This is a genomic window from Enterovibrio norvegicus DSM 15893 (assembly GCF_900115495.1).
Lineage (GTDB): Bacteria > Pseudomonadota > Gammaproteobacteria > Enterobacterales > Vibrionaceae > Enterovibrio > Enterovibrio norvegicus.
Window position 1 is genome coordinate 89,683 of the sequence record NZ_FOWR01000003.1, and the last position, 25,999, is coordinate 115,681.

The 25,999-nt window shown below is 46.4% G+C and carries 23 protein-coding genes; 15 read left to right on the forward strand and 8 right to left on the reverse strand.

The window, feature by feature from the left end:
• Positions 1-42 precede the first annotated feature (42 nt).
• Positions 43-834: a response regulator transcription factor gene (locus BM082_RS02715; protein WP_074925183.1), complete on the reverse strand. Its 792-nt coding sequence runs from the start codon at positions 832-834 to the stop codon at positions 43-45.
• A gap of 415 nt (positions 835-1,249) precedes the next feature.
• Here BM082_RS02715 and BM082_RS02725 point away from each other — a divergent pair, with 415 nt between their 5' ends.
• From BM082_RS02725 to BM082_RS02745, 5 genes are all read left to right on the forward strand, one after another.
• On the forward strand, positions 1,250-2,242 hold the full coding sequence (locus BM082_RS02725; RefSeq protein ID WP_074925185.1) for an ABC transporter substrate-binding protein: 993 nt from the start codon (positions 1,250-1,252) through the stop codon (positions 2,240-2,242).
• Between the two features lie 122 nt (positions 2,243-2,364).
• On the forward strand, positions 2,365-3,264 hold the full coding sequence (locus BM082_RS02730) for an ABC transporter permease (protein WP_017012346.1): 900 nt from the start codon (positions 2,365-2,367) through the stop codon (positions 3,262-3,264).
• Positions 3,257-4,519 (forward strand): quaternary amine ABC transporter ATP-binding protein, encoded by a 1,263-nt coding sequence (locus BM082_RS02735; RefSeq protein WP_017012347.1) that lies wholly within the window; start codon positions 3,257-3,259, stop codon positions 4,517-4,519. Before BM082_RS02730 ends, BM082_RS02735 begins: the two co-directional genes overlap by 8 nt.
• 188 nt (positions 4,520-4,707) lie before the next feature.
• Positions 4,708-5,751, forward strand: coding sequence for an endonuclease/exonuclease/phosphatase family protein (locus tag BM082_RS02740; RefSeq protein WP_017012348.1), 1,044 nt, complete (start codon positions 4,708-4,710; stop codon positions 5,749-5,751).
• Between the two features lie 83 nt (positions 5,752-5,834).
• Entirely contained in the window at positions 5,835-6,686 is an 852-nt protein-coding gene (locus BM082_RS02745) for a substrate-binding periplasmic protein (RefSeq protein WP_241810407.1), read from the forward strand.
• A gap of 84 nt (positions 6,687-6,770) precedes the next feature.
• On the opposite strand, the gene BM082_RS02750 is transcribed toward BM082_RS02745, so the two are convergent.
• The 3 genes from BM082_RS02750 to BM082_RS02760 all read right to left on the reverse strand — a co-directional run bounded on the left by BM082_RS02750 (position 6,771) and on the right by BM082_RS02760 (position 8,504).
• The gene (locus BM082_RS02750) at positions 6,771-7,037 is read right to left on the reverse strand and encodes a hypothetical protein (protein ID WP_017012350.1); all 267 of its coding nucleotides are present in this window, start codon (positions 7,035-7,037) and stop codon (positions 6,771-6,773) included.
• 134 nt (positions 7,038-7,171) lie between these two features.
• Complete coding sequence (locus tag BM082_RS02755) at positions 7,172-7,951, reverse strand: alpha/beta fold hydrolase (protein ID WP_017012351.1); 780 nt, start codon at positions 7,949-7,951, stop codon at positions 7,172-7,174.
• 232 nt (positions 7,952-8,183) lie between these two features.
• The gene (locus BM082_RS02760) at positions 8,184-8,504 is read right to left on the reverse strand and encodes a hypothetical protein (RefSeq protein ID WP_074925187.1); all 321 of its coding nucleotides are present in this window, start codon (positions 8,502-8,504) and stop codon (positions 8,184-8,186) included.
• A gap of 351 nt (positions 8,505-8,855) precedes the next feature.
• Here BM082_RS02760 and BM082_RS02765 point away from each other — a divergent pair, with 351 nt between their 5' ends.
• Complete coding sequence (locus BM082_RS02765; protein WP_074925189.1) at positions 8,856-10,850, forward strand: methyl-accepting chemotaxis protein; 1,995 nt, start codon at positions 8,856-8,858, stop codon at positions 10,848-10,850.
• A gap of 102 nt (positions 10,851-10,952) precedes the next feature.
• A complete protein-coding gene (locus tag BM082_RS02770; RefSeq protein ID WP_074925191.1) occupies positions 10,953-11,900 on the forward strand; it encodes a sensor domain-containing diguanylate cyclase in 948 nt (315 codons plus the stop codon).
• Between the two features lie 121 nt (positions 11,901-12,021).
• Here BM082_RS02770 and BM082_RS02775 read toward each other — a convergent pair whose 3' ends face one another.
• On the reverse strand, positions 12,022-12,351 hold the full coding sequence (locus BM082_RS02775; protein ID WP_371734715.1) for a DMT family transporter: 330 nt from the start codon (positions 12,349-12,351) through the stop codon (positions 12,022-12,024).
• Positions 12,352-12,617: 266 nt separating this feature from the next.
• A complete protein-coding gene (locus BM082_RS02780; protein WP_017012356.1) occupies positions 12,618-13,139 on the reverse strand; it encodes a DUF3332 domain-containing protein in 522 nt (173 codons plus the stop codon).
• Positions 13,140-13,485: 346 nt separating this feature from the next.
• On the opposite strand from BM082_RS02780, the gene BM082_RS02785 reads away from it, so the two are divergent.
• Together BM082_RS02785 and BM082_RS02790 are read left to right on the forward strand one after the other, a co-directional pair.
• On the forward strand, positions 13,486-13,671 hold the full coding sequence (locus BM082_RS02785) for a DUF2986 domain-containing protein (protein ID WP_074925192.1): 186 nt from the start codon (positions 13,486-13,488) through the stop codon (positions 13,669-13,671).
• Between the two features lie 194 nt (positions 13,672-13,865).
• Positions 13,866-15,680 (forward strand): M3 family oligoendopeptidase, encoded by a 1,815-nt coding sequence (locus BM082_RS02790; protein WP_074925194.1) that lies wholly within the window; start codon positions 13,866-13,868, stop codon positions 15,678-15,680.
• Positions 15,681-15,752: 72 nt separating this feature from the next.
• Here BM082_RS02790 and BM082_RS02795 read toward each other — a convergent pair whose 3' ends face one another.
• Positions 15,753-17,345 (reverse strand): ABC-F family ATPase, encoded by a 1,593-nt coding sequence (locus BM082_RS02795; protein ID WP_017012359.1) that lies wholly within the window; start codon positions 17,343-17,345, stop codon positions 15,753-15,755.
• Positions 17,346-17,668: 323 nt separating this feature from the next.
• Positions 17,669-18,319: a DUF3047 domain-containing protein gene (locus BM082_RS02800; RefSeq protein WP_244275903.1), complete on the reverse strand. Its 651-nt coding sequence runs from the start codon at positions 18,317-18,319 to the stop codon at positions 17,669-17,671.
• Between the two features lie 373 nt (positions 18,320-18,692).
• Between BM082_RS02800 and BM082_RS02805 the strand changes: the two genes are divergently transcribed.
• The 6 genes from BM082_RS02805 to codB all read left to right on the forward strand — a co-directional run bounded on the left by BM082_RS02805 (position 18,693) and on the right by codB (position 25,987).
• Positions 18,693-20,531, forward strand: a complete 1,839-nt coding sequence (locus BM082_RS02805) for a diguanylate cyclase (protein WP_017016825.1) — start codon at positions 18,693-18,695, stop codon at positions 20,529-20,531.
• 419 nt (positions 20,532-20,950) lie between these two features.
• Positions 20,951-21,970: a sensor histidine kinase gene (locus BM082_RS02810; RefSeq protein ID WP_017014788.1), complete on the forward strand. Its 1,020-nt coding sequence runs from the start codon at positions 20,951-20,953 to the stop codon at positions 21,968-21,970.
• On the forward strand, positions 21,958-22,707 hold the full coding sequence (locus BM082_RS02815) for a LytR/AlgR family response regulator transcription factor (RefSeq protein ID WP_074925198.1): 750 nt from the start codon (positions 21,958-21,960) through the stop codon (positions 22,705-22,707). The genes BM082_RS02810 and BM082_RS02815 overlap by 13 nt, the downstream gene beginning before the upstream one ends.
• A 161-nt stretch (positions 22,708-22,868) precedes the next feature.
• Positions 22,869-23,537, forward strand: a complete 669-nt coding sequence (locus tag BM082_RS02820) for a hypothetical protein (protein WP_017014789.1) — start codon at positions 22,869-22,871, stop codon at positions 23,535-23,537.
• 223 nt (positions 23,538-23,760) lie between these two features.
• The gene (locus BM082_RS02825; protein ID WP_074925200.1) at positions 23,761-24,294 is read left to right on the forward strand and encodes a DUF4136 domain-containing protein; all 534 of its coding nucleotides are present in this window, start codon (positions 23,761-23,763) and stop codon (positions 24,292-24,294) included.
• Positions 24,295-24,748: 454 nt separating this feature from the next.
• Positions 24,749-25,987, forward strand: a complete 1,239-nt coding sequence (codB, locus tag BM082_RS02830) for a cytosine permease (protein ID WP_074925202.1) — start codon at positions 24,749-24,751, stop codon at positions 25,985-25,987.
• Positions 25,988-25,999 lie beyond the last annotated feature (12 nt).

The window sequence follows — 25,999 nt, forward strand, 5'->3', positions numbered from 1 at the left end:
ACCTCTCCTTTGTACACCTAATACAAACGCCCGACACAAACACTAACTGGCGTGTGTCATCGCTTCTCTGAATTTATACCCGACACCCCACACGGTATGAATGTACTTAGGCATGTCAGGGTCTCGTTCTAATTTGCCGCGCAGACGATTAACGGCGCAACAAACGGTATGGCGATAGCCGTCATAATCGGTATTCCATACGCGGCTCAGCAATTCATCTTTGCTAAACACGCGTTCAGGACGTTTGGCGAGACAACAGAGAAGAGAAAACTCGGTGGGGGTTAGGTCGATTTGCTGACCGTCCAATCTCACGATGTGTGTATCAGGACAGATTTCAAGGTGCTCAAACATGAGCTGAGGAGTGATATCGTAGGAGGTGCCGTTAGATTGCGGCTTGCTATCACTGATTTCATCGGCGGTTTGCTTTTTCTGTCGCTCTGATTCATCCCATTCTTGGTGAACAACACGACGCAATAGTGCACGCGTTCTGGCTTGAAACTCAATCACACTAAAAGGTTTCGCCATGTAATCATCTGCGCCCGATTCAAACCCTTCGACCATGTCAGATTCAGAATCCATGGCGGTTAGCATCATAATGGGAATTCCTCTCTGCTGACGGCGCAATTCGTGGCAAAGAGAAATACCGTCACCATCTTTCAAACCACGATCAATTACCACCGCGTCGATCGACTGTTCTTTCAGAATCCGATAGCCCTCTTTAAGTGATGAGCCTCGATGAACGTCATGTCCTAGCACTTTCAAATGCAAGCAAAGTAACTGTGCAATGTCTGCGTCATCTTCCAAAACAAGTACGGTTTGGCCCATCATTTTCATCCAAATTTCGATTGATATCCCACCAATAAACCGAAGTTATGCCGAATAATTTCATCCTGTGTCAGTGTATTTACAGTTAAACTTTCAAATCTCACATTCGAGCAGCCAGTCTCAAAAGAAAAGCGACAATGTCGTCATACCTTCAATATTTTTCAACAGATTCATTAAGTTACTTACATCTTAAGCACCAAGATTTTCACCAATATCACTTAGTACACGAAACATTTTTTATTCAAAATGTAACAAGCGTGCAGAAAGAGTCGGTCTACTTTGTTATGATTACGTCTGTTGCCTATATATTTATCAGCACGTTAAACCAGAATGTTGATAAATACATAGTGCAAACTCACCAAGCCAAATGATTAGAGTTGTATTTAATCCCTTTGGCAAAGGGACACTAATGAGAGGGATCTCCATGAAAAAACTATTGACCACGTCAGCCCTATTGCTTGCAGCGATGCCAATGGCCAGCTATGCATCTGAGTGTGGCAAAGTCACCATCGCAGACATGAACTGGAACTCCGCAACCGTTATCGCAAACATCGACCGCTTCATTCTAGCGAACGGTTACGAATGTGATGCAGAGCTTGTGCCTGGCGATACCATGCCAACCGGCACATCCATGATTGAAAAAGGCGAACCTGACATCGCACCTGAATTCTGGAGTAACTCACTCAAGGCTGCGTTGGATAAAGGTGTGGCAGAAGGTCGCTTGCGCTACGCAGGTAAGACACTTTCTGAAGGTGGCGTCGAAGGTTTCTGGGTGCCAAAATTCTTGGTCGATAAAGACCCAAGCATCGCAACCATTAAAGGCGTTAAGAAAAACGCAAACCTCTTCAAGCACCCAGAAGACCCGTCAAAATCTGCATTCTACGGCTGTCCTGCTGGTTGGAACTGTCAAATCTCCTCAGGCAACCTTTTCAACGCACTTAACCTAGAAGAAGAAGGCTTTGAGCTGATTGATCCAGGTTCAGGTGCAGGTCTCTCTGGCTCGATTGCGAAAGCCTACGAACGTGGCGAAGGCTGGTTTGGTTACTACTGGGCACCCACTGCTGTACTGGGTAAGTACGAAATGGTGAAAGTAGACTTTGGTTCAGGGATTGACGAAGAGCACTTTAAAACCTGTACGACTGACGCAGAATGTCTTGACCCTAAACCAACCATGTATCCGCCTTCAGCGGTAGATACCGTTATTACAGAGAGCTTTGCTAAACGTGCTCCTGAAGCTGTTAGCTACCTCGCTAACCGTTCTTTCACGACAGCGGATTTGAACAGTCTGCTTGCTTGGATGGAAGAAAACCAAGCAGATGGTGAAATTGCAGGCGAATACTTCTTGAACAACCACGCTGACATTTGGTCTCAGTGGGTGTCTCCTGAAGTCGCGAAGAAAGTGAAAAGCGCGCTTTAATCTTTCTTGCTAAAAAGTAGGCTGACGTAAGTCAGCCTACTTTTGTATCTGCGCTATTGCAGCACCAACACAGTTATTCTTGTACTTTCAATTACTATAAAAACAGAGGACGTTGTACTGTTATGGCAGACAATAATTGGTTAACGGAATTTCCAGAGATGGAGCGCTCAGACCTTCTCGCTATCCGTAAAACCCTCGATGGCGCTTATCGTGAATTCTCACGAAACTACGGCGAAACCATCGAATCATTCTTCGATCCCCTTCTCGCGTTTCTCATTTGGTTTGAAAAACTGCTTCTTGGCACGCCATGGTTCATCATGATTGGCGTTCTTGCTCTCATTTCATACTTAGCGAGCCGCTCATGGAAACTTGCCGTGAGTGTCATCGTTGTGTTCTCCGCCATTGGCTATTTCGGCATGTGGGAAGACACCATGCGGACCATGAGCATTATTCTCGTGTGTACCATGGTCGCTATTGGACTCGGCATCCCCATCGGTATTGCGATGGCGCGCTCAAACCGCATTCAATCTATCGTCACGCCGTTACTCGACGTGATGCAAACCATGCCAGCATTCGTTTACCTCATTCCCGTCGTTATGTTGTTGGGTATTGGTAAAATCCCAGGGGTTATCGCCGTGGTTATCTATGCGATCCCACCCGTGATACGACTAACAAACCTTGGTATTCGATTGGTTGATAAAGAAGTGTTAGAAGCCGCAACGGCATACGGTGCAAGCCCCTCACAGCGCTTGTTCGGTGTTCAGCTTCCGCTTGCAATGCCAACCATTATGGCGGGCATCAACCAAACAATCATGATGGCACTTGCCATGGTGGTTATTGCATCAATGATCGGTGTGAAAGGCCTTGGTCAACCGGTATTGAAATCCATCACCAACCAGTACTTTACGCTTGGACTGATTAACGGTCTCGCTATTGTGGCGCTGGCGATTATCTTCGACCGCGTATCACAAAGTTATGCAAAACGTTCGCAGCAGCACCTAAGCGGAGGCCACCATGAGTAGTACCGAGAAACCATTGATTCAGATTAAAGGCCTCTACAAGATCTTCGGCAAAACACCGCAAAAGGTGATGCCGGATGTAATGGCGGGGAAATCAAAAGACGACATATTGGCTGATACTGGCCACACCGTGGGTCTTCAACAAATCGACCTAGACATCCAGCGCGGTGAAATCTTCGTGATCATGGGCTTGTCAGGCTCAGGTAAATCGACGCTGATTCGTCACTTCAACCGTTTGATCGAACCTACCGAAGGCCAAATCATCGTTGAAGGCGAAGATGTCATGAAGCTCAATGAAAAAGAGCTTCAAGACTTCCGTCGTCACAAAATGTCCATGGTATTCCAACGCTTTGGTCTCATGCCGCACCGCACAGTGATTCAAAACGTCGCTTACGGTTTACAGGTCCAAGGTGTCTCTAAACCAGACCGCGATAAGAAAGCCGCTGATTGGCTGGAAACCGTGGGGCTTGGTGGTTACGAGCAGCAATACCCCTCTCAGCTTTCGGGTGGTCAGCAACAACGTGTGGGTCTCGCTCGTGCGCTATGTACTGATGCCGAAATCCTTTTGATGGATGAGGCCTTCTCAGCACTCGATCCATTGATTCGAAGCGAAATGCAAGATCAGCTTATCGATCTGCAAGAGAAGCTGCACAAAACCATCATCTTTATCACCCACGATTTAGATGAAGCGCTTCGCCTAGGCGACCGCATTGCTATCTTGCGTGACGGTAAACTCATTCAACAAGGCCGCCCTGTCGAGATTCTGCTTAACCCAGCCGATGACTACGTGGAAGCCTTCGTGAAAGACGTTAACCGCGCTCGCGCATTGACCGTAGATACCGTGATGAAACCTCAGAGTTGCCGCATTAGCGCTGACACCATTGGGGAAGCCATCATGCAGATGCGCCAAGCGAAAGCCGAACACGCTTACTACGTGAATGATGATGGCTATCAAGGTGCATTGCGTCGTGATCACCTTGAATCGGTCGATTCGTCGCAACACGGCGAAGCGATTGATGACTCCGTATTGGAAGCAGTACCCGGTATTCAGTCTGATGCGCTGTTGGAAGCCGTTATTCCTGATACGCTTGAACATGAATTGCCGTTACCTGTTTTAGATGGAGACGGTGAAATTCAAGGTGAGCTTTCTCGTGCTAATTTGGCAGAAGTGCTTAGTGACCAATCCTCTGCGGCAGTAGAAGATGATACAACCGGTCAAGACACGCCAAAAGACGGTGATGTAAAAGCCTCCGCGTAACAATACAGCGCTTCTTGACTCCCCCTCAAGAAGCGCTCCTTTTAACTCAACGTGTTACATCTCTCACACATCGACCTTCGCCCCACTCGCACATCTCGATCTTCACACAGACTTTTCGACCTGCTGACAGGTTGATTGGGCAGAATTCGCTATAATGTAAACACGCTTTTCAATCGCGAGACAAAACCGTGTTCGCAACCAATAGCAGAAGTTCCTTTGCACACAGTGCCTTTGGCTTAAAACTCGCCACGATAAATTTATTTAACTTTATCGAGCCGCCGGGTGCCTTTTACGAATTTAGCAATATCTATACCGAGGAACAATGGCATCAGAAACGTGCTTGGCTGAACCGTTACATCGGTAGCTACCAACCAGATATCATCGCATTTCAAGAAGTGTTCAGTGCCAGCGCTTTGAAGGCGCTGCTAGAGCCGCTTGGCTATCGCTTCTTTTCTGTGGTTGATGAGCCAGAACCTATCGATGAGTATGTGTACCGAAGCCCTGTGGTGACCTTGGCTTCTCGCTACCCCATTCTTAGCGCCTTGCCACTTCGCGCAGACCCAGAGCTCTCTCTAAAGTTGGGAATGAATGAAGACTTTGAATACAGCCGTCTTCCATTATTCGCAACGTTAGAACTGCCCTCATTGGGGCAAACAGATGTGTACGTCGTGCATTTGAAATCTAAACGGCCAATGATGGAAGAAAAAAAAGAGGGCGTGGAACGTACCCTTCATGATTCAATTTGTGCGGAAATCAGTGGTTCATGGGCATCTTCCATTCAACGAGGATCTGAAGCCTGTCACTTGATGGCGTCAATCCTTACAAGGCGCTCACACACCAATAATCCCGCCATTGTGATGGGTGACTTTAACGATGATATCGACAGCGAAGTATTAAGCGCTTTTCACATGTCAGGCCTACGCTCAATCACGGAAGACATGGCTGATCTGCCACTCTCACACTATCAAATGCATGACAGCTGGGATCTTTATGTAAAAAACATCGAAGACTCAAGTTTGGACCGCCCAAGCACACACTACTTCCATGCTAAAGGTTCTGTGCTCGATTACATTTTGCTTTCTAACGAATTCAACAGTAGCGACCCTGCCAGCATTGCTGAAGTTGGGGATTTTCATTGCGAAGATAAGCACCTAATTAACCCAAAATTCGATCATGACACTTACAGCAGCGACCACGCTATCGTCAGTGTCACCATCTCACTTCGTCAATAATACAGCCACTATACGCAGCGGGGATGGGCATCCCTGACCATATTAAGAATACTGCGCAACCACAAGGCCTAGGGACACAATAGATGACGCATGGAACGATGCGAGAGACTGTATGTTGGTGTTTCTCAAATACCAATCACAGAGATAATGGCAATCCTGCATTGGTCATTACGACAATAAAGCGCGTTATGATGGGTGTGTTTTTGTTTTTTCTTTCGGCAACTGGGTTGTACGCCGAGGACCGAAAAAACGAAGAGATCATTATCGTCAGCGAATCATGGGCCGATGCGACAGAAAAAGATGGCACAGGTTTGTATTGGGATATCATGCGCCAAATCTATGAGCCCCTTGGCTATAACGTCATCAACTTCACCACGAACTATTCTCGCAGCGTCTACCTTGTTCAAACCCAAAAGATGGATATCTTTCTTGGATCGTATATTGATGAGCAAGAAGACATTCTTTATCCGCGCTGGCATTTCGATGCAGAGCACGTTGCAGCCGCCTACAAACCTTCAGTGATAAAGGATTGGCAAGGCCAAGAAAGCCTTCAAGGGCGCACCGTCGGATGGGTAAAAGGGTATGGTTATGACGAATATCTTGTGCGGACCGATTTTGCGATTCAAGAGGTGAAAAATCGCCGTCAGGGCTTATCACTGGTAGATTCAGAGCGTATTGATATGTTGATCGACGCGTACTCTGAAATTGAAGAAGCATTTCAAGAAAACAATAAAGTCGACCGCCGTGATTTTGCCGTGTCCGTCCTGACAAATCTCAAGCTTTATCCTGGGTTTTCAGACAGCGAGCGCGGGAAAGCGCTGCGGGACATTTACGATCAGCGCTTTGAGCTGCTGCTATACAACGGCCAAATTGCCGCACTATTTAAACAGTATGAATGGGAATTCTTCCCGTTTGAGGTAAATAGCGATAAATAGCCTGCGATGAATTCAACGCAAAAGAAACGCCACGCATTTGCGTGGCGTTTCTTATCACGTTAGGTACGCTTAACGAAGGTGCTATTAACGTGTTTCTGTCACGTCTTGATAATCACCATCAATCACTTGACCACGATGCGGAGGCTGAGGGCCAAAACCACGCTCATGTGGTTGCTCAAATTGCTGCTGAAATTGCTCAGCTTGTTGCGCTTGAACTTTGCGCAACTTTCTCATAATGAAAGGTTTCGCAATCAGTGCGCTGACAGAGACAAAAAGTCCAAGTACTGCAGCAAACACCAATGTAAAGAAGCCTAGAATAAGCGTAATCACACTAATCAGGATTTGTTTCATGTTGATTCCCCGTGGATTAAAATCGTGTTGGCTTCCTTTCATGCTCTCTCGTTTTAACAGACAACATGCGCTGAATCACTAAAATGCACTTCCCTCACTCATTTTTCAAGGGTGCTTTACAGATATTTACATTATCAGGCCTCATTGCTGCCCTCATGAAGCAAAGGCACAGCCAGCAACGCTTTAATTTCATCAACCAACAAAGGCACATTCTGCCACAATACAAAATGTCCTTCATCTTCGATCATCTTTAACGTCGAACTGGGCAGTTTACGTTGACCAAACAGCGAATTACCAGGATCAGCAATGTTATCTTCCTCTCCATGAACCAAGACGACGGGAATCGATAAAGCCCCCCAATCTTGCTCTGCCAGCTTTTCCAGCTCACTTTCAAGCTCCATCATTTCAATGTTCGACAACAGCATATCGTTGGGCAAGATCCAGTGTGCCAAAATGGTATCAGCCAAATAGTTGTACCACTTTGGGGATTCCAACGCAGGGTCTAACGCAGGCGCGACCAACAACGCCCCATCAATTTCATCTGGGTACAACAATGCCGCTTGCAGTGCGATAGGACCACCCAATGAGTGCCCCACCAAAAAGGTAGGTTTATCACTGCGCACCAAAATGGGCATGAGCGATTCAGCTTGTGCTTTGAGAGACGTTTGAACCGGCTTAGGTGAAGCACCAAAGCCAGGTCGATCCACCGCGATCAAGTGATAAGACTGCAATGCAGCATCATTCAAGTAATCTTCATAGCCTTCTTTGCTGCCTGGCGAGCCGTGAATAAAAATGATGCGTTGGGGTGCGTCTACATTCCCCGCTTCGAGGAATGACACCTCATCAGTTTTCAACGCTTGCAGCGCGGATACTGTCGCGTTCGTTGCCGTCAATGACACTGTACTCAGCCCCACGAGCCCAACAAATAATAGACCGAGCGATACTTTTAGCCTTTTTCTCACGTAATGCCCTTTTCCGCTTTCTTATAATGATGCCACCAGCGATGCACGGCGCATATATCAAATCCCTGCTTAATCAGACCAGATAAACGCGAGCTTTGTTCGTCTTATTAATGACTTTTAATAGGCGCGCCGCGATACACATAAAAAAACCTGCCGTCAGGCAGGTTTCTATTTGGCGACCGCCTTAGTCGTTGCGGTCACGCGGAAGCACCACGCGTTTGCTGATTTCTCTTCCGTCTGTCGTTACGGCTGAAAAAGTCCCTGACCGTGTGTAAGGCTGCTCCGCCATGACAAACACGCGACCATTCTCTGACGTAACATGCTCGGTCTGTGTGCCCGATAGCGATACCGTCGCTCCCTCAAATGGCTCACCATTTTGAAGCACTTGAACCCACGAACCCGACGTTACCGTCACGACACGCAAGTCGAGATCATTTCCCATTGTTCCTGCAAATACTGAAGATGATGCTGCCAGTAATCCCACTGCAACGATGATTTTTCTCATTATTGACTCTCCATTTCAAAGCAAGCAACACGTCAACTATGTGCTCGTCTTTGCCTTAAAGATAGAAGTGAACAGCATGAACTTCCATACAAGATGTTTGTTCGATTCATTCAAAGAATATGAATGAAATCAGTATGACAGATAGAGATAACCTTCAAGCATCAGCCTACTAGTTCCTTCGTCTCACGCGAGTAAAGAACAGACACAGATCATGAAGTCGGTTTCGAATGACATATTTTTTTCATAAAACACGTAGCACTACGCTCTCCTGTCCTACATTTAAGACATTGCATATAAAAAGACTGACACACCCAGCCGTTCCGAGGTGCAAACGTCGAAACAGGAGACGACATGTTCAATGCACTGCCAAACACAATAAAAGCCCAACTTCATGGGATTGTCGCGATGATAGTGGTCTCTGTTGGCGTCTTCGCACTCACCTTTTTCCTCTCTTTTAAGCAACTGAGTGTGTTGGACAACGCCTCTGTCGACATATTAAAAAGCCAAACGTCGGTGCTGATGCTTCGTCGCCACGAAAAAGACTTCATGGCACGCAATGACCTAAAGTACAAAGATCGATTTGATGCGGAATATCAGTACTTACGCGACACCCTCACAAACGCGCGAGCGAAAGTGAACAGTTTAGACATGTCTGGGTCGCAAGCTATCTCCAAGATGTTGTTAACACTAAGAACTTACCAACTCGACTTTGAGGCGTTAGTGAATCAACGCATCACCGTCGGTGTCGACCATCAAAGTGGATTACAGGGATTAGCCCGCAGCGCTTCCCATCAATTGGAAAAAGAAATTCAAGATATTGCGGATAATGCCCTCTACAACCAGCTTCTGATGTTAAGGCGTTTTGAGAAAGATTTTCTGCTTCGACTTGATGCCAGCTATGTAAATAAATTCAACGATTTGTACTCAAACATTCAATCGCAGATTTCGACCGGTGATATGCCTGCCAGCCAGCGTTTGATCATGGAAACGTCACTGCGTAAGTACCAAGACACGTTTAATGAGCTTGCATTAGGTATGGCGCAAATCGGCCTTTCTCCTCAACAGGGCCTTCACGGCAGCTTACGTGCTTCTGTTCAGAAAACGGAAAAGCAGATGGAAGGGCTCAGTGAAGATCTGGTGTCCGCGATTAAAGAAAGGGAAAGTTCCGTCACAACACGTATCACCACGGTAGGCGGCCTCTTGGCTGTATTGGTGTGTTTTGCACTCACCATGGTCACCCGACATGTCACGATAAAAGTGTTAAAAGCCAACCACTTGATGAAGAAGATATCAGAAGGTAACAGTTCACTGGATGTACGTATGCAAATGCCAGGCAATGATGAACTGTCTCAGTTGGCGAACCACTTCAATCGGTTCATTTCAAAACTCCAATACACCATGGAGAAAATCGCCAGTATTTCTTATCAACTCTCATCCAATGCCAATCAAAGTCTGATACTTGCGGGGAAAACGGCCACTAACGCTGAACGTCAGCGAGAGGAATCAGAAACAGTGGCAACAGCAATGAACGAAATGACAGCCACCAGCAAAGACATTGCGCAAAGTGTTGCTCGCGCCGCCTCTGTGGCTACCGACCTTCAAGCGTCGGCAAAAACGGGACGCAACGTGAACAGCCAAACATCGCGCAAGACCAATGAACTGTCAGAGAGCATGCGAAGCGCCAGCGAAAACATGCAGCAACTCAATAGTGATAGTGAAGATATAGGCTCTGTGATCAACGTTATCCGCGCGATCACCGAACAAACCAACCTCTTGGCACTGAATGCGGCCATTGAAGCGGCACGCGCTGGCGACCAAGGTCGAGGCTTTGCTGTCGTCGCAGACCAAGTGCGTGAGCTTGCAATGAAAACTCACGAATCTACCGACGAAATCACCAAGATCATTGAACAGCTCCAACAAGGTATTCGACACAGTGCCGATGTCATGAATCAAAGTAGTGACATGGCGAACGTTAGTGTAAAACAAGCAAAAGACGGCGCAAATGTCATGAGCGTCATGGTGGATCAAATCGAAGATATCGCGGGGCAGAACTTACAAATCGCAACCGCATCGGAAGAACAAACGGTGGTGACGGAGAGCGTTGATAGAAACATTGTTGCTATTGCTGATTTGGCTGCTGCTACGTCGAAAGCTGCGAAAAAATCAAACCAATCGGCGAATACGATTGAGTTACTCGCCGCAGAACTCAACCTTCTCGTGCGCCGATTCACTCACAGTTCTGGCCAGCAGATCACATCGATATCAGCCAAGTCAGAAGGTGATGAAGAAACGGCGTCGGAACCAACAGCAGCTCCCGACGGCTTAGCGCCTAACACTGCGAGCTAACGCGCTTAACAATACTTATCCTTTTTTTTTTTGAGGGGTTAAACATGGGTTATCTCATTGTGTTCTATAGTTTTAGAAGGCATGGAACACTTTGGATGACTCATGAAAAAGCCCACCCTTCCTTCAAATGAAATGCAACGCATTCAGGCACTGCATCATCTCAATGTTTTGGATACTGGTGCAGAAGAGCGCTTTGATCGATTAACGCGCCTTGCCCAACAACTCTATGCCTCAGATGAGGCAATCATCAGCTTCATTGACTCAAAACGCCAATGGGTAAAATCTCAAGTAGGACAATTCCCCAAAGAGATACCTCGTGAATTGTCATTCTGTGCCCATGCAATCTTGTCCAATGACCCACTGATCGTTAATGATGCAAGCCAAGACCCTCGTTTTGCCAATAATCCCTGGGTAGTAGGCGAACAGCATGTACGTTTCTACGCGGCTGTGCCGCTTAGACACAGCAATGGCACCGTCATCGGCAGCCTCAGTATTTGGGACAGTGCGCCTCGCGATTTCCCCGCAGAAGACATCACCAGTTTGAAAGATATCGCCGATCTTGTTGAACACGAATTAGCAGCAATGGAAATGTCTACGCAAGATTATCTCACCGGACTTCTCAATGAAGCAGGGTTTACCGTATTGGCGCAGAACAGCCTCAACATGTGCGACCGTATGGAACTGCCTGTGAGCTTGGCCTATTTCGATTTAAAAGACATTGCCAGAATCAATCAAAAGCATGGCAATAAAGAAGGTGATCGCGCACTGGCGTTTTTTGGGGAGTTATTGCGATTCGGATTTAGAAATTCTGATGTGCTTGGTAGGCTCGCTAGCGATAAATTTGTGGTGTTAATGGCCAATACGTCACTGGAAAGCACGCATGATACCTTACGACGTTTTAAAGAGCGCGTGGAACGCTCTGGCAAGGAGAGAAACCTCAACTATCACGTAGAGTACAGCGTGGGATTATCTTGGGTAGATGACCAAGGACATTATGACCTCGACACCCTGCTCAACGCGGCGCGTTCAGAGGTATTAGCGTCAAAATAAGCGTGGTGATGCCACATCGGCACCACGCCGCCAAAACAAACTATAGGTTCAATAAACAATAGGCTCAATAAACAATAGGCTTCGAAGAACAAGCTATAGGCTTATAGAAAAAACAGCAGACTCAGTGAACAACTGAAGAAAAAAGATTAATAATCACCACGCCTGCAATGATCATTGACATGCCTAGCATCGCAGGTAAGTCAAGCTGCTGACCATGCCATAGCCATGCAACCATCGATACAAGAACAATCCCCGCAGCACTCCAAATCGCATAGGCAATGCCCAACGGCATCACTTTTACAGTCAACGACAGTAAATAAAATGAAATGCCATAGCACACCAACACGACGGCAGTGACCACTGGTTGAGTGAATGAGTTGGTTTTCGGCATCATGGATGTCGCAATGATTTCGAAAAGAATCGCCACCGACAAAGAAACGTAGGGTGGCAATGTTGTCATTAATTTGATCATCAGAACCTCTTCCTCTCGACAAGAAGTTTCGTGCATCCTTTCAAATTTTCACGCTTGCCCTTACACCCACGCTCAATCATCACGCCTCTCTCAATACAACTCTTTCAATAAATAGATACGTCATGTCAGAACGTTACGGTATACGCGCCTTAGAACAGCAAAAACAACAAAGCCCCACCAATGATGGCAGGGCCTTCAACCCAAGCAAGCTAACGCTGCAGGGGTATCATGTTTCTCGTGCTAAATTATACGCGATTTGCAGCGTAGTTGTTTAGCTCTTCAACAGAAACCGCAGAGATAAACTCACCGTCTAGGTAGAAGTTTACCATGTCGTCTTCTTTCTCCCCGCGCAGTGTCTGCTGAGTACCGTCAGCGTAGCTTACTGCCATCTCTAGCGTTTTATCATCGATCTGTTGAACATCAGCAGAAGAGATTTTGATAGGTGCAGTGGTTAGGTCTTTATCAAGTTTCTGGTTGATGCGGAAAATCGCATTTGCAGGCATGTCTGCAACCGCTGGAGATTTACCAGAAATAGGGTTAGTACCTGTCCAAAATTCAATTGAGTTGAAGATGAACAAGTCAGCCGTTGCAGCAATACCGTAAACTGGGCTCATCAAAAGATACAGGCCTGCACGTGCATAGCGGTTGTCCACAGCGGTAAGGTTCAATTTCATCACCATGCCTGATGTTGCCATCTGACCGATACAACCTGTTAGAGAAACAGTTAACATCGCTGTAGCCACAGCTTTAATCGCGAATTTTTTCATGATTTAATACAACATTAGTAGAAAAGTTCGCGAAGTATACAGACAAAAATTTTGTATGGAAGAGGCCAATAAAAATAGACATCCCGCAAAACAAACAGCGCATTAACAAACCTAAATGGGCGTATTTTCAACGTTGTTAGCGTGCTGTTAAAAAGCCCTTTATATAACAATCGCTACCAAGTATTCATTAACGCATGTTATTTACATTTCCTCGCCAAATTTGAAACACGATGAAGAAAAGAAAATTGGCTGTTTTTGACGCATTCGATAACAGTAATACTGTCTTACTTGAGTTCCTCACGTGTTCTCCTTAGAATCCCCCTCCCTTCGAAGAGGTAATGACCCAATGAACAGAAAGAAAAAAGTAAATCAGATCCTAAAAAGCCGCGCGAAAAAGAAAAGTGCGAAGCTAAAAACAAGCAACAAGCCTAAGTACATTTCAAAAGCTGATCGTGAAAAAATGGCATTGGAAGCTGAGCAAGGCCTAGACGCGGTATCAGCTTCTGTAGCAGAAGTAGAAAAAAATGCCTAATCGCCAACTACTTATCTGATATAAAACGTTTTTTAAAAACGACTGCCAATACGGCGCATTCGTAACGACCTGCCCTTTGAATTCCGCTACACTGCGTTAAACAAACGCACTGATACTCAAACACCCTCAAAATGTTGGCATCAACTTAGATTGCGCATGGAGAGGCTGTTTGGGTCTAGAAGAAGGGAACGGAAATGACTGCGCCAAGTTGGGACTTCTCATTTGTCTATCAAGGTCTTTCAGACCGCGCGATCACCGCGGATCTCACTCAAAGCCAAGACCTCCTCAATACCTTAAAAAATCACCCAGCCTCTTCAGTTGAAGACTGTCAGCACGCCCTGTCGCTGTTTGACCAGATCACGAATTTACTTCTCTCCGTAGCTAACTACGCTTCATGCCTTTCAAGCGTTGATGCCGCTGACGATCAAGCGAAAGCATTGGTGATAAAATGCGACGTTTTGTTTTCATCATTAAGCCAAGCCTTTAGCCCGTTCGAAAGTTTACTCGCAGCCAGCGATGAAGCTTTCTTTGACTCCGTGCTTGCTGGCTCAGATGAATCTGGCTCTTATCAACGCCATGCATTTCGCCTCTCACGTCTTCGCCACCAGCAAACATACCGCCTATCTGTCCCTGAAGAGCAATTGCTCTCCGCCATGCAAGTTGATGGCAAAAATGCATGGGGCCGGCTATATGACGACATCACTGGCACGTTGAAAGTGACCTTGGTGATGGAAAGTGGCAAAGAAGAAATCATGGGACTGTCGCAAGCCGCTAGCCTGTTATATGGCAATGACAGTGAACGACGGGAACCAGCATGGCGCGCAATTCGTCACGCAATGGAACAACAGGACATCACCTTCGCAGCGATCCTGAATGCCATTGCGAGCAACCGCCTCACCGAATATGAAAAACGTAGTCACACCCGCCCATTGCACTTTCTTGCTCCAGCACTTGAAAGCAGCCGTATTGAGCAGAAGACACTCGATACCATGATGGGCGTGGCGAAACAAAGCCAAGCACTCGGCAGACGCGCAGCAAAAGCCATGGCCACCCTCTTTGGCACATCAACGCTAACGCCTTGGGATGAATTGGCCGCCATGCCAGCACTCAACAATGGCGAAGAGAATACCCCTTCTGCGACATACAGCTTTGAAGAAGCCATTGTCATTATTCGACGCGCTTTTTCGGCTGTGAACCCAGAAATGGCAGACTTCGTGGACATGATGGTGCGGGAGAACTTGATTGATGCCGCCGCGCAGCCTAACAAGAGCATGGGCGCATACTGCACCAAGATCCCAAAAACCCGCACGCCACTCGTGTTCATGACATGGGGAAACAGCATGTCAGACGTGCTAACGCTGGCGCATGAACTCGGCCACGCCTTCCACAATTGGGTAATGAAAGACATGCCTTTCGTTGAAACCCAATACCCAATGACATTGGCTGAAACCGCGTCAATCTTTGCCGAAAATGTAGTAAGAGATGCGTTGCTTGAAGAAGCCAAAAGTGAACAAGACACGCTACTGATGCTTTGGGAAGAAGCGCAAACTGCCGTGGCGTTGCTGCTTAACATCCCCGTTCGTTTTGAATTCGAACGGGCATTTTACGAAAAACGTCAACAGGGTGAATTGACGCCTTCACAACTGCGCACATTAATGGCCGATACGTGGAAAGACTGGTACGGGGATGCCATGTCAGAACCGAACGACCTCTTCTGGGCCACCAAACTGCACTTCAGCATCGCGGAAATCAGTTTCTATAACTACCCCTACCTTTTTGGCTATCTGTTCAGCACAGGCGTTTACGCGCGCCGTGAAGCCAAAGGGAGTGCGTTCTACGAGGATTACAAAGCACTTTTAAAAGATACGGGCAGAATGACCGCCGAAGACGTGGCGAAAAAACATTTGGGCGTAGACATACAAGACAGCGCATTTTGGCTGGAAAGCATCGCGATTGCAGAGAAACGTATTGCTGCATTCGAAGCGGTATTAGCCACCCGACAACACTAACGAGACATAAAATGCCACAAACAAAAACACCCGCGAATGCGGGTGTTTTTTTCTCAGCGGGTGAAGCGAAGCTTATTCAATCACGCCGCGAGAACTCAGGAACTCTTGGTAAGTGCCCTTGAAGTCGGTGATTTTACCGTCACGGATCTCGATGATGCGTGTTGCGATTGAGTCAACAAACACTCGGTCATGCGAAACGAAGAACAAAGTACCTTTGTACTGCTCAAGCGCAGTGTTCAACGATTCAATCGATTCCATGTCCATGTGGTTGGTTGGTTCATCCATTAGCAACATGTTTGGCTTGTGCATCATTAGCTTACCAAGCAACATGCGGCCTTGTTCACCACCAGAAATCACTTTAACAGACTTCTTAATGTCATCTTGTGAGAACAATAGACGGCCGAGATAACCACGCACCACTTGCTCATCATCACCTTCGTTTTTCCACTGAGACATCCAATCAAACAGGTTCATGTCTTCCGCGAAATCTTCAGCGTGATCTTGCGCGTAGTAACCAATGTTTGAATTTTCAGACCACTTAAATTCACCCGATTTCGGCGCTAAGCGACCAGCAAGCGTGTTAAGTAGCGTTGTTTTACCCACACCATTCTGACCGATGATGGCAACACGCTCACCCACTTCGAAAATACCGTTCAGACCAGAGAACAACATGTCATCGAAGCCTTGAGAGAGGTTTTCAACTTCCAACGCGTTACGGAACAATTCTTTTGATTGCTCGAAGCGGATGAATGGGTTTTGACGGCTCGATGCTTTCACTTCATCAAGCTTGATTTTGTCCATTTGCTTCGCGCGAGACGTCGCTTGCTTCGCTTTAGAGGCGTTTGCAGAGAAACGCGCTACAAAGGTTTGCAGTTCAGCAATCTGTGCTTTTTTCTTCGCGTTGTCAGACAGCAGACGCTCACGCGCTTGAGACGCTGCAGACATGTATTCGTCGTAGTTACCGAAGTAAACGCGAAGTTCACCGTAATCCAAGTCAGCCATGTGTGTACACACAGAGTTTAGGAAGTGACGGTCGTGCGAGATGATAATCATGGTGCAGTTACGCTCGTTCAGCGTCTGCTCCAACCAACGGATGGTATCGATATCCAAGTTGTTCGTTGGTTCGTCAAGAAGCATGATGTCTGGGTCTGCAAACAGCACCTGCGCCAATAGCACACGTAGTTTCCAACCTGGAGCAACACTGCTCATCAAGCCAAAGTGTTGCTCTAGCGGAATACCTACCGACAACAGCAATTCACCCGCACGAGATTCTGCGGTGTAGCCGTCCATCTCTGCGAATTCTACTTCAAGGTCAGCAACGCGCATGCCGTCTTCTTCTGTCATTTCAGGCAGCGAGTAGATACGGTCACGTTCTTGTTTAACTTCCCAAAGCTCTGCATGACCCATGATAACGGTATCAATAACAGTGAATTCTTCGTAAGCAAACTGGTTCTGGTTTAGCTTAGCGACGCGCTCGTTAGGATCAACGCTAACGTTACCTGCAGAAGGCTCAAGTTCACCGCTCAGGATCTTCATAAATGTTGATTTGCCGCAACCATTTGCGCCAATCAAACCATAACGGTTTCCTTCACCGAACTTCACCGAGATGTTTTCGAAAAGAGGTTTTGCGCCAAATTGCTGAGTAATGTTAGCTGTACTAATCAATGCGATTATCCTGAACAGTGAGTAAAAATCGCCGAAAGAGTACAGAGTTCCCCCTCTTACTTCAAGCAAACGCGGGATCGAGTTCACGATATCTTTTTTATCACCGTGCTAACGCGGAAAAGAGCGAGGTATCACAAGCGCCTGTTTCTGCCGCATGGCGGTGTTTTTTCGTACAATATCGATTAAAAGCGAGAAGCGAGAAGCGAGAAGCGAGAAGCGAGAAGCGAGAAGCGAGAAGCGAGAAGCGAGAAGCGAGAAGCGAGAAGCGAGTCAGTGTGTACGAGACATTCCAATCGCATCAAGAAAGCGAACACGGCCTTTTGTTAAGGCATGTCTTCTGATTCTGGTTTTTCTTGGCGTTTGGTAGAGAATACGATGGGTGACAAGGTTGCACGGGTTTGGCTTAACGAATCATCACTGTCTGACATTATCGCGACAGCATTGACCGTGTTATAGGTTTCCCCATAAATGCGGGCAAAATCTTCCTGCACATTGCGTTGTGCAAATTGCCATGTATCTCGCTCTGTGCCGCTGCTGGCTGCCAACATCATAAAATGGTCAGGGGAATAGGGATTAGGCCAACTAGCCCCTACAGGCGATTGCTGAGACCACACATACACAATGGTTTGACTGCTCATCACAGTAAACCCAGGTTGGATAACGACAGAAATACGGATCGCGAAATCATCACCCTGCTTAGATTTTTCGTTTACTACCTGCGGAAATTGCGCCACCTTCCAATGCCAAGACATCCAAGGCATGACGCCAATATCAATGTCTTGCTCCATCATCACAGCGGATGCCGACTTTTCGCTTTTTGCATTCAACAGGTAATACGGAATGCCGCTAGCTGCCTCTTGCTGAAACAGTGCATAGGCAGTGTGGCCTTTAAAAGATTTCCGCTCCCACTCAGAGAACGTTGAGTAATCGATAGAGAAAGATTGCGTCGCAAACAAAGCGGTCGATATGAACATGAAAGCGCAAACCAGCACATAGCAAAACCATCGCATTGAATACGTTAGATTTACGCTACGTCGAGAACCCAGAATTGCCATCACATTGCCCTTCACTTCATCCCTGCTCTTAAAAGCTTAACGCACGCCCCATATTGACGTGAAGATACCTGATGACAGATAGACACACTGTCCCGATAACTAAGCACCTTGATTTACCCACAGCTTTTCTTTTTGATGCATATCTAAAATTACGCTACCTGCCACAATTCGAACGAAAACGCCTCATTTTCCATAACTTAAATACCCACACTGTAACTACACTTAGGCAATGGTTTGTTTCAATAACTAAACACTCCCTTCCATTTAGAGACAAAAAGTAGCTAGGTTGTTTATGAAAACATTGTTTAAAAAGTGGGTGGCGCGCACTCCTTACTTCTTCCGCGCTTGTAACGCACGTGGGTTATTACTTTCCATCGTTGCGCTTTCCCCTTTCAATGCATACGCGAATACGCCATCACCTTCAGATAACAAGCACGTGCTTTACATCAATTCATATCATCAAGGTTATGCATGGAGTGATGACATCGAGAAAGGATTGCGTGACACGTTCGCGGCGACGCGTGGCACCATCGAAGTATCAACCATTTACTTGGACTCCCAACGCTATACCCAAGAAGCGCTAACCACATTGACGGCAGACATGGTTGCACTGAAACAAAATGAAAAATTGATCGATCTCATCGTGGTCTCTGATGCGCCTGCGATTGAATTTGCCTTGGACAATCAAACCTATCTTTTCTCACGTAAACCTATCGTCGCCACGTCGATAGGAGACTATCCGAGCATAGAAAAAACATCAGACTCATCCATTACCGGTATTTCAGCACTCGCTGATTACAAAGCCCCCATTGATCTGGCACTTTCACTGCACCCGAACACCCAATCCATTGTTTTTGTGGGTTCGAAAAAAGCGCAACACAACCAACGTTTGCTTGACACCATTCAAGTTGACGTTATTCCTCGACTCAGCGATTACGCCGTCAAAACACTCGTCGATGAGCCCCTATCCTCATTGCAATCAACGCTAGATGCGCAACCGTCGAATACCTTGGTTTTCTTATTGAGTGACACGTTTTTAATAAATGCTGAACTTGACGGGCTAAACAGCGCAACATACAGCCCTGCGGAAACTGCACGCATCGTGTCTTCCATGACGAACCTGCCCGTCTACAGCTACTGGCATGCGCATTTAGGTCACGGCATTATTGGCGGTCAATTCGCAACCGGGTTTAGCCAAGGGAAAGCCGCTGCACAACTCGCTGTGTCCTTACTTGAAAACCAGTTTTTAACGGGATCAATATCAACCGAAGACTATCCATTCAAACCAGCGCCAGCCGCACTATTTTTTGATGCAGAAATGACGGCGAAACACGGCATCTCAACCGCGTCATTACCCAACGGGGCGAGAATCATTAATCCACCAACGCCCATTTGGCAGGTTTATAAAACCGAAGTACTGGTGACACTCATTGTTGTGTTTGCACTGATCTCTGCAGTGCTGGGGTTCTTCCTACTTACCCGTCGGCAAAATGACACCATTCACCATATCAGCGATGAAAACTCCGAATTAAATCATGCTCTTGATGTAAATAAAGAAACGCTAGACATCGTTGAACACCAATTGGAAGAGGTGACCACTGTTGATCCCCTAACAGGGTTAAGTAACGATAAGCATTTCAACAATATGCTCGACAAAGAATTGAAGCGCGCCACACGCTATAAAACATCCTTGACCTTGCTCTTGTTGACCTTCGATGACTATAGCGATTTTGTTGGTGTGTATGGCGAAAGCAACGCTGAGAAGCAACTTGCCAAAATGGGGAAGATGATTGCGACAAGTTGCCAGCGTTCATCAGATTTGTTGGCTTATCGTGGTAAAGGGAGTTTTGCCATTATCCTCCCGCATACGACATGCGATAATGCGCTCATCGTTTGCGAAAAGCTGCATGACCAATTAAAGAAAGAGGCGCTTCCATTTGATCAATCTCAGACAGGCATGATGACGATCAGCATTGGTGTTTCGTCCATGGAAGGCAATGAACAGAATGTTTTCCCAGACTCTATGCTGTCACTCAGTAAAGCGATGTGCGAGGAAGCTCAAAAATATGGTGGAAACGTCACCCGATCAGCCTTAATAAGCACCGATATCGCACCCAACACTTCTGAGTAACAGGTCACAATAATGGGTTAGGCGCGAGAAATTGGTTCTCGCTTAACCCAAATACTCACCATTTATCCGTATAACACTCCGTTTATCTCAGCGCTCTAGCCGTATGAAAAATTTGAGATAAAGTCCCCTCCCGTTGGCGATTATTTCCACCCCTTTTCCATAGAAGAAATACACCCAACATGCATCCAATACCCTTATCAAAGGCGATAAACGCATACTTATCGCCTCTTTTTTTTGTGGTATTTATACATTTAAAATATGAATGGTTTAACGCTGCGGCGTAATGACGTGAAAATAATAAAAAACCATGACCAATAGTGTTAAATCTCGACGGTTATCACATCAAGTTTAACCAGATTGGTATTTCAGTTAGCAGAAATAAAATCTATTATCACTGCTACGTTTTCAGGTAGCTTAACATGTTAAATTTCCGTAGATACTTCGATCAATCACAGCTTATTCTAACGTCTATTGTCTGCATTATTATTGCTTTATGCACGCAATACATCTTTGAAGGTGCCTTGTTTTTTCACCTCACTATTTCGTTTGGATATGGCGCAACCTTTGTCTTCTTTAGCACCTCTTTTTCGAATGCATTCCCTCACTGGTCAGACAATAAAAAGATAGGGGCGACTATCGCTTTTGGCTTAGTCTTTGGCGCTGCCAACATGTTGGTTTGGATATATATTCGACGGGGAGTATGGAAGTGGGATCTCTTGTTTCCTGTTTTGCTTGCCACGGCGTGTATTGCGCTCTTCATGCTATTTTTCTTCTTTGCCAGAGAGCGAGCTGGGCGCGCAGAATCTGAGCTAAAAGACATCCAACTTCGACAAGCTGAGCAAGAAAAGGCATTAATTAATAGCCAACTCAGAAACCTGCAAGGCCAAATGGAGCCCCATTTTTTATTTAATACCCTCGCAAATATACAAGTACTCATTGACAGTGATGCGAGCAAAGCGAAAAAGCTCCTTGAGAAGATCACCGATTTATTACGAGCCAGTCTCAAACAACAACGACAAGATGCCATTTTTATCGGAGATGAAGTTAAATTATTGGATAGCTATTTATCCATTCAGCAAATACGTCTATCCGAACGCATGTCATACGAAATCGTGATTGATAAAAATATTGCTGCTCAAACGAAATTCCCGCCGTTTCTAATCCAACCCGCCGTGGAAAATGCAGTGGTACATGGCATAGAGCCTTCCGTCAAAGGCGGCTTTATTCGGTTGCACTTTAAACAGGAAGGCCCACAACTCATCATTGAAGTGACAGATAACGGTCTTGGATTTAACGACGCCTCAAAAGGCCACGGCCTCAGCATGAAGAACGTTCGAGAACGACTCGCTGCGCTCTACGGACAAAACGGAAAGCTTGAACTCATTCCGCACAAAGATGGCGGTTTTACAACAAGGATATCTTTGGTATGCGCGCTTTAATAGCAGATGATGAACCCCTACTTCGTCATCATCTCAGTAAACTCCTCGGTGAAGTCACGAGTGATATCGAAGTCGTTGCAAGCGTTAGCGATGGCCTTCAGGCTGTGGAGAAAATCAAAGAGCTACAGCCTGATGTAGTATTTCTAGATATTCGTATGCCGGGTCTCGATGGTTTGGCCGTTGCAGGCGCAATGAAAGAGTTGGGGACGTTTCCCCACGTCGTCTTTGTTACGGCCTACGATAACTACGCCATTGAAGCCTTTGAGAAAGGCGCCATTGACTACCTCGTCAAACCCATTGATGAGGGGCGGCTCCAGAAAACCTGCGAGCGATTAGTCAATCAGCATAAAGATCATGATCAACGAGACGAACTGCTCAAACTGTTAGAAAGCACCAATGACAATAAAGCGCCCCCCTTTCTATGGTTGAAGGCGGCGAAAGGTGACGACATACACTTGATTCACGTTGACGATGTTCAGTTGTTCAAAGCAGAAGATAAATACGTCACGGTGGTGACAGCAGATGCAGAATACCTTATCCGTACGCCGCTCCGTGTTCTATACCAACGTTTGTGTCATGACACTTTCTGGCAAATCCATCGCTCTGCCATAGTGCGTGTTGCTACCATTGCCCGAGTATCAAGAGACATCACCGGTAAAATGTTTGTTGAAACCACTTCTGGTTCAACACGGCTCCCTGTCAGCCGAAATGCGCAAAGCTTGTTTAAGCAAATGTAACATAAGAATCAGCCTCATCGACGCCAATAAACAATTCACTCAATGTGTCTGATTCTTTATCTCGATTATTCTCTTTTTATCGCACCGACCTACCCAAATTCGCAAAGCACAGTAGAGTAGCACCATTGAATTCACCAATGAGGTTAAAAGAGGGAAATCCTATGATTTACGCTTCTCGATCACTCTACTCATTGCTCGCCAGCGTTTTAATTATTGGCATCATTGGCTATTCGTTGCAATTCACCAAAGTAAACGCTGACCCGCTCGCTGAGTCCCTGCAAGACACTTACATGGTGGCTGTAGACGGTAATCGAAAAGCGAGTGAGCAAGTACTTAAAGCTGTTGAAAGCTTATTACAGCAATACCCAGATGACCCACTACTTACCGCATACTACGGCAGTGCATTGGCGATAAAAGCAAGAGACACATGGATTCCCTGGTATCGAACCGATTTCACGCAACAAGGGATTGATAGCCTCAATAAGGCATTGTCACAACTCTCGGAAAGAAGCTATTCCACACCTTACTACGGATTAAATGAAGGTTTTTACATTCAGTCGTTGGCCGCGATGACGTTCATCAATATGCCCGATTACTTTCATCAATCTTCCCGTGGATATGCCTTGCTTAAAGACATCATGTCTTCAGAAAACTTTCAATATTATCCCTTTGCGCCACGCGCATGGATTCACTTTGGTGCAGTACAAGCAGCCTTAGCATTGAACAACACCGCAGATGCCTCCAAATGGGCAAAGGAAATGTTTCAACTTGCCCCAACACACCCGATGACGGTAGAAGCGTTGCGTATCACGCAGCATATTGCTCACTGACCCTTCATTTATCTCAATGTCATTTTTCAGTTCTTAGCAACTTTGCGCATACTTCAGTGGTCTATATCTCTGTGGTCTATAACTCTGTGGTCTATATCTACGCAGTTTATTGTTGCATCATTAATCCACAAGCGCGTACCCAAACGTTCCGCATGAGTCGCCATGGCATTTGGGTCTCATTCATTTCATCTCGGGCATACCCTTGGCCCAAAAGGAGTCTCTCATGTTGTCTAAGCTTACTCTTTTGTTGTTCTCAGTCGCGCTAACAGGGTGCGCAAGCAGTGTATATACCGACTACAGTTCGCAGTTTAATTTCGATGCCATTTCTTCGTTTGATATTATTCGTCAGTCATCAACATCCACGATTTCGTTAGACGACAACCGCATTCAAAAAGCCCTCTCTACAGAGCTCGTTGCAAAAGGGTTAACCCCTTCAACCGATCCAGAAAATGCGGATGTGACGGTGCAATATGCCATCGTGCCGAAAACAGAAAACGTGGCGTATGGTTCTTCGTTTAGCTTTGGTTATGGATTCAGAAACGTGGGCGTCGCGGCAAGCACACCGGTTCGCTTTGAAGAAAGATCTTATGGGCAGTTGGTCGTTGAAATGATCAACACGAAAACCGATGAAGTGGTTTGGAAAGCCTCGTCTAAAAGAAAACTCACGGAATCGATGACGCCGGAGAGCAGACGCACTTTTATTCAAGAACAAATCGTCGACATGTTTGAGCAATACCCACCAAAACCTGACGCCTAACGTCTAACGCTAATGACCACAACATTAATGATCACTTTTACGCAGTACGAGGCGAAGTTATGCGAAACTCGCCTTTTACCTAAGTCTGAGGTGGAATATTAACCAGCAAAAAAAGCACCGCGCGCAAAAATGCCACGAAGCACCCCTTTTAGGGTGAAGGCTGGATGGAAAACTGTCTTAGAATACACACTCCACATCAATGAGTGTCATACATGAGAAAATTAACATTCATCCTATGAAAGCAACGGTTTACATCCGGTAAGAAATCACAAGTGCGCGATCCAAAAAAAATTTAAACATATAAATTACAGGCACTTAAAAATGTAAAATTAAAATTCCTCAACTTTACCCACAAGTTAGATTGACTTCGTCATTTTGCACTATAAGATACCGCGCCGTTTACCCACACATCGTGATCCACGTGCGATTTTGATTTTGTTATATAGGTGTGAAAATGGCGACGGATAATGACTACAGTTTAGGGCCAGTTCCAATGGCAGCACGCAAGGGTGTGCTTTCGCTGACAATGGTTATGTTAGGTTTAACCTTCTTTTCAGCGAGTATGTGGACAGGAGGAACGTTAGGCACCGGCCTCTCATTCAATGATTTCTTCCTCGCAGTGCTTCTCGGAAACCTTCTCCTCGGTATTTACACTTCTGTTCTTGGCTACATCGGCGCTTCATCTGGTCTTTCTACTCACCTTCTCGCACGTTTCTCCTTCGGCGCCAAAGGCTCTTGGCTTCCTTCTCTCATTCTTGGCGGTACGCAAGTCGGCTGGTTCGGTGTTGGCGTCGCAATGTTTGCCCTCCCCGTTCAAAAAGCAACAGGGATTGATACCAACATCCTTATCGCTGTGGCGGGACTGGCCATGACTGCCACGGTCTACTTCGGCATTGCCGCCCTCATGATTTTGTCTGCCATCGCTGTTCCAGCCATCGCCCTTCTCGGTGGTTACTCTGTTCTCGAAGCCATCGACAGCGTAGGCGGTATTGAACAACTCCAATCCCTCTCCCCTGAAAACTCAATCGACTTCTCCACGGCACTCGCGCTTGTTGTCGGCTCGTTCATTTCCGCAGGCACACTCACCGCAGATTTTGTTCGTTTCGGCAAAAGCCCACGTACTGCTGTGATCGTCACAATGGTTGCCTTCTTCATTGGTAACAGCTTGATGTTTATCTTTGGTGCCGCAGGCGGCGCCGCAACGGGCCAAGCCGATATTTCGGAAGTGATGATGATGCAAGGGTTGTTGATTCCTGCGGTTATCGTGCTGGGGTTAAACATTTGGACGACAAACGACAATGCCCTGTATGCATCTGGTCTTGGCTTTTCCAACATCACCGGTCTGCCAAGCAAATACCTTTCAGTCGCGAATGGCATTATCGGCACGCTCTGTGCGCTGTGGCTGTACAACAACTTTGTCGGCTGGCTGACCTTCCTTTCAGCTGCGATACCGCCAATTGGTGGTATCATCATCGCCGATTTCATCAAGAACCGTGAACGCTACAAAGACTTTGCCAATGCAGAGTTTCAAACCGTCAATTGGGCAGCCATTGCCGGTGTCGCCATTGGTATTGCAGCAGGCCACTTGCTCCCAGGTGTTGTACCTTTAAATGCAGTACTTGGCGGCGCAATCAGTTTCTTGATTTTAGATATGCTAAACGCGAACAAACAAAACACTTCAGCTCGCGTGTAAGAGGGTTAAACC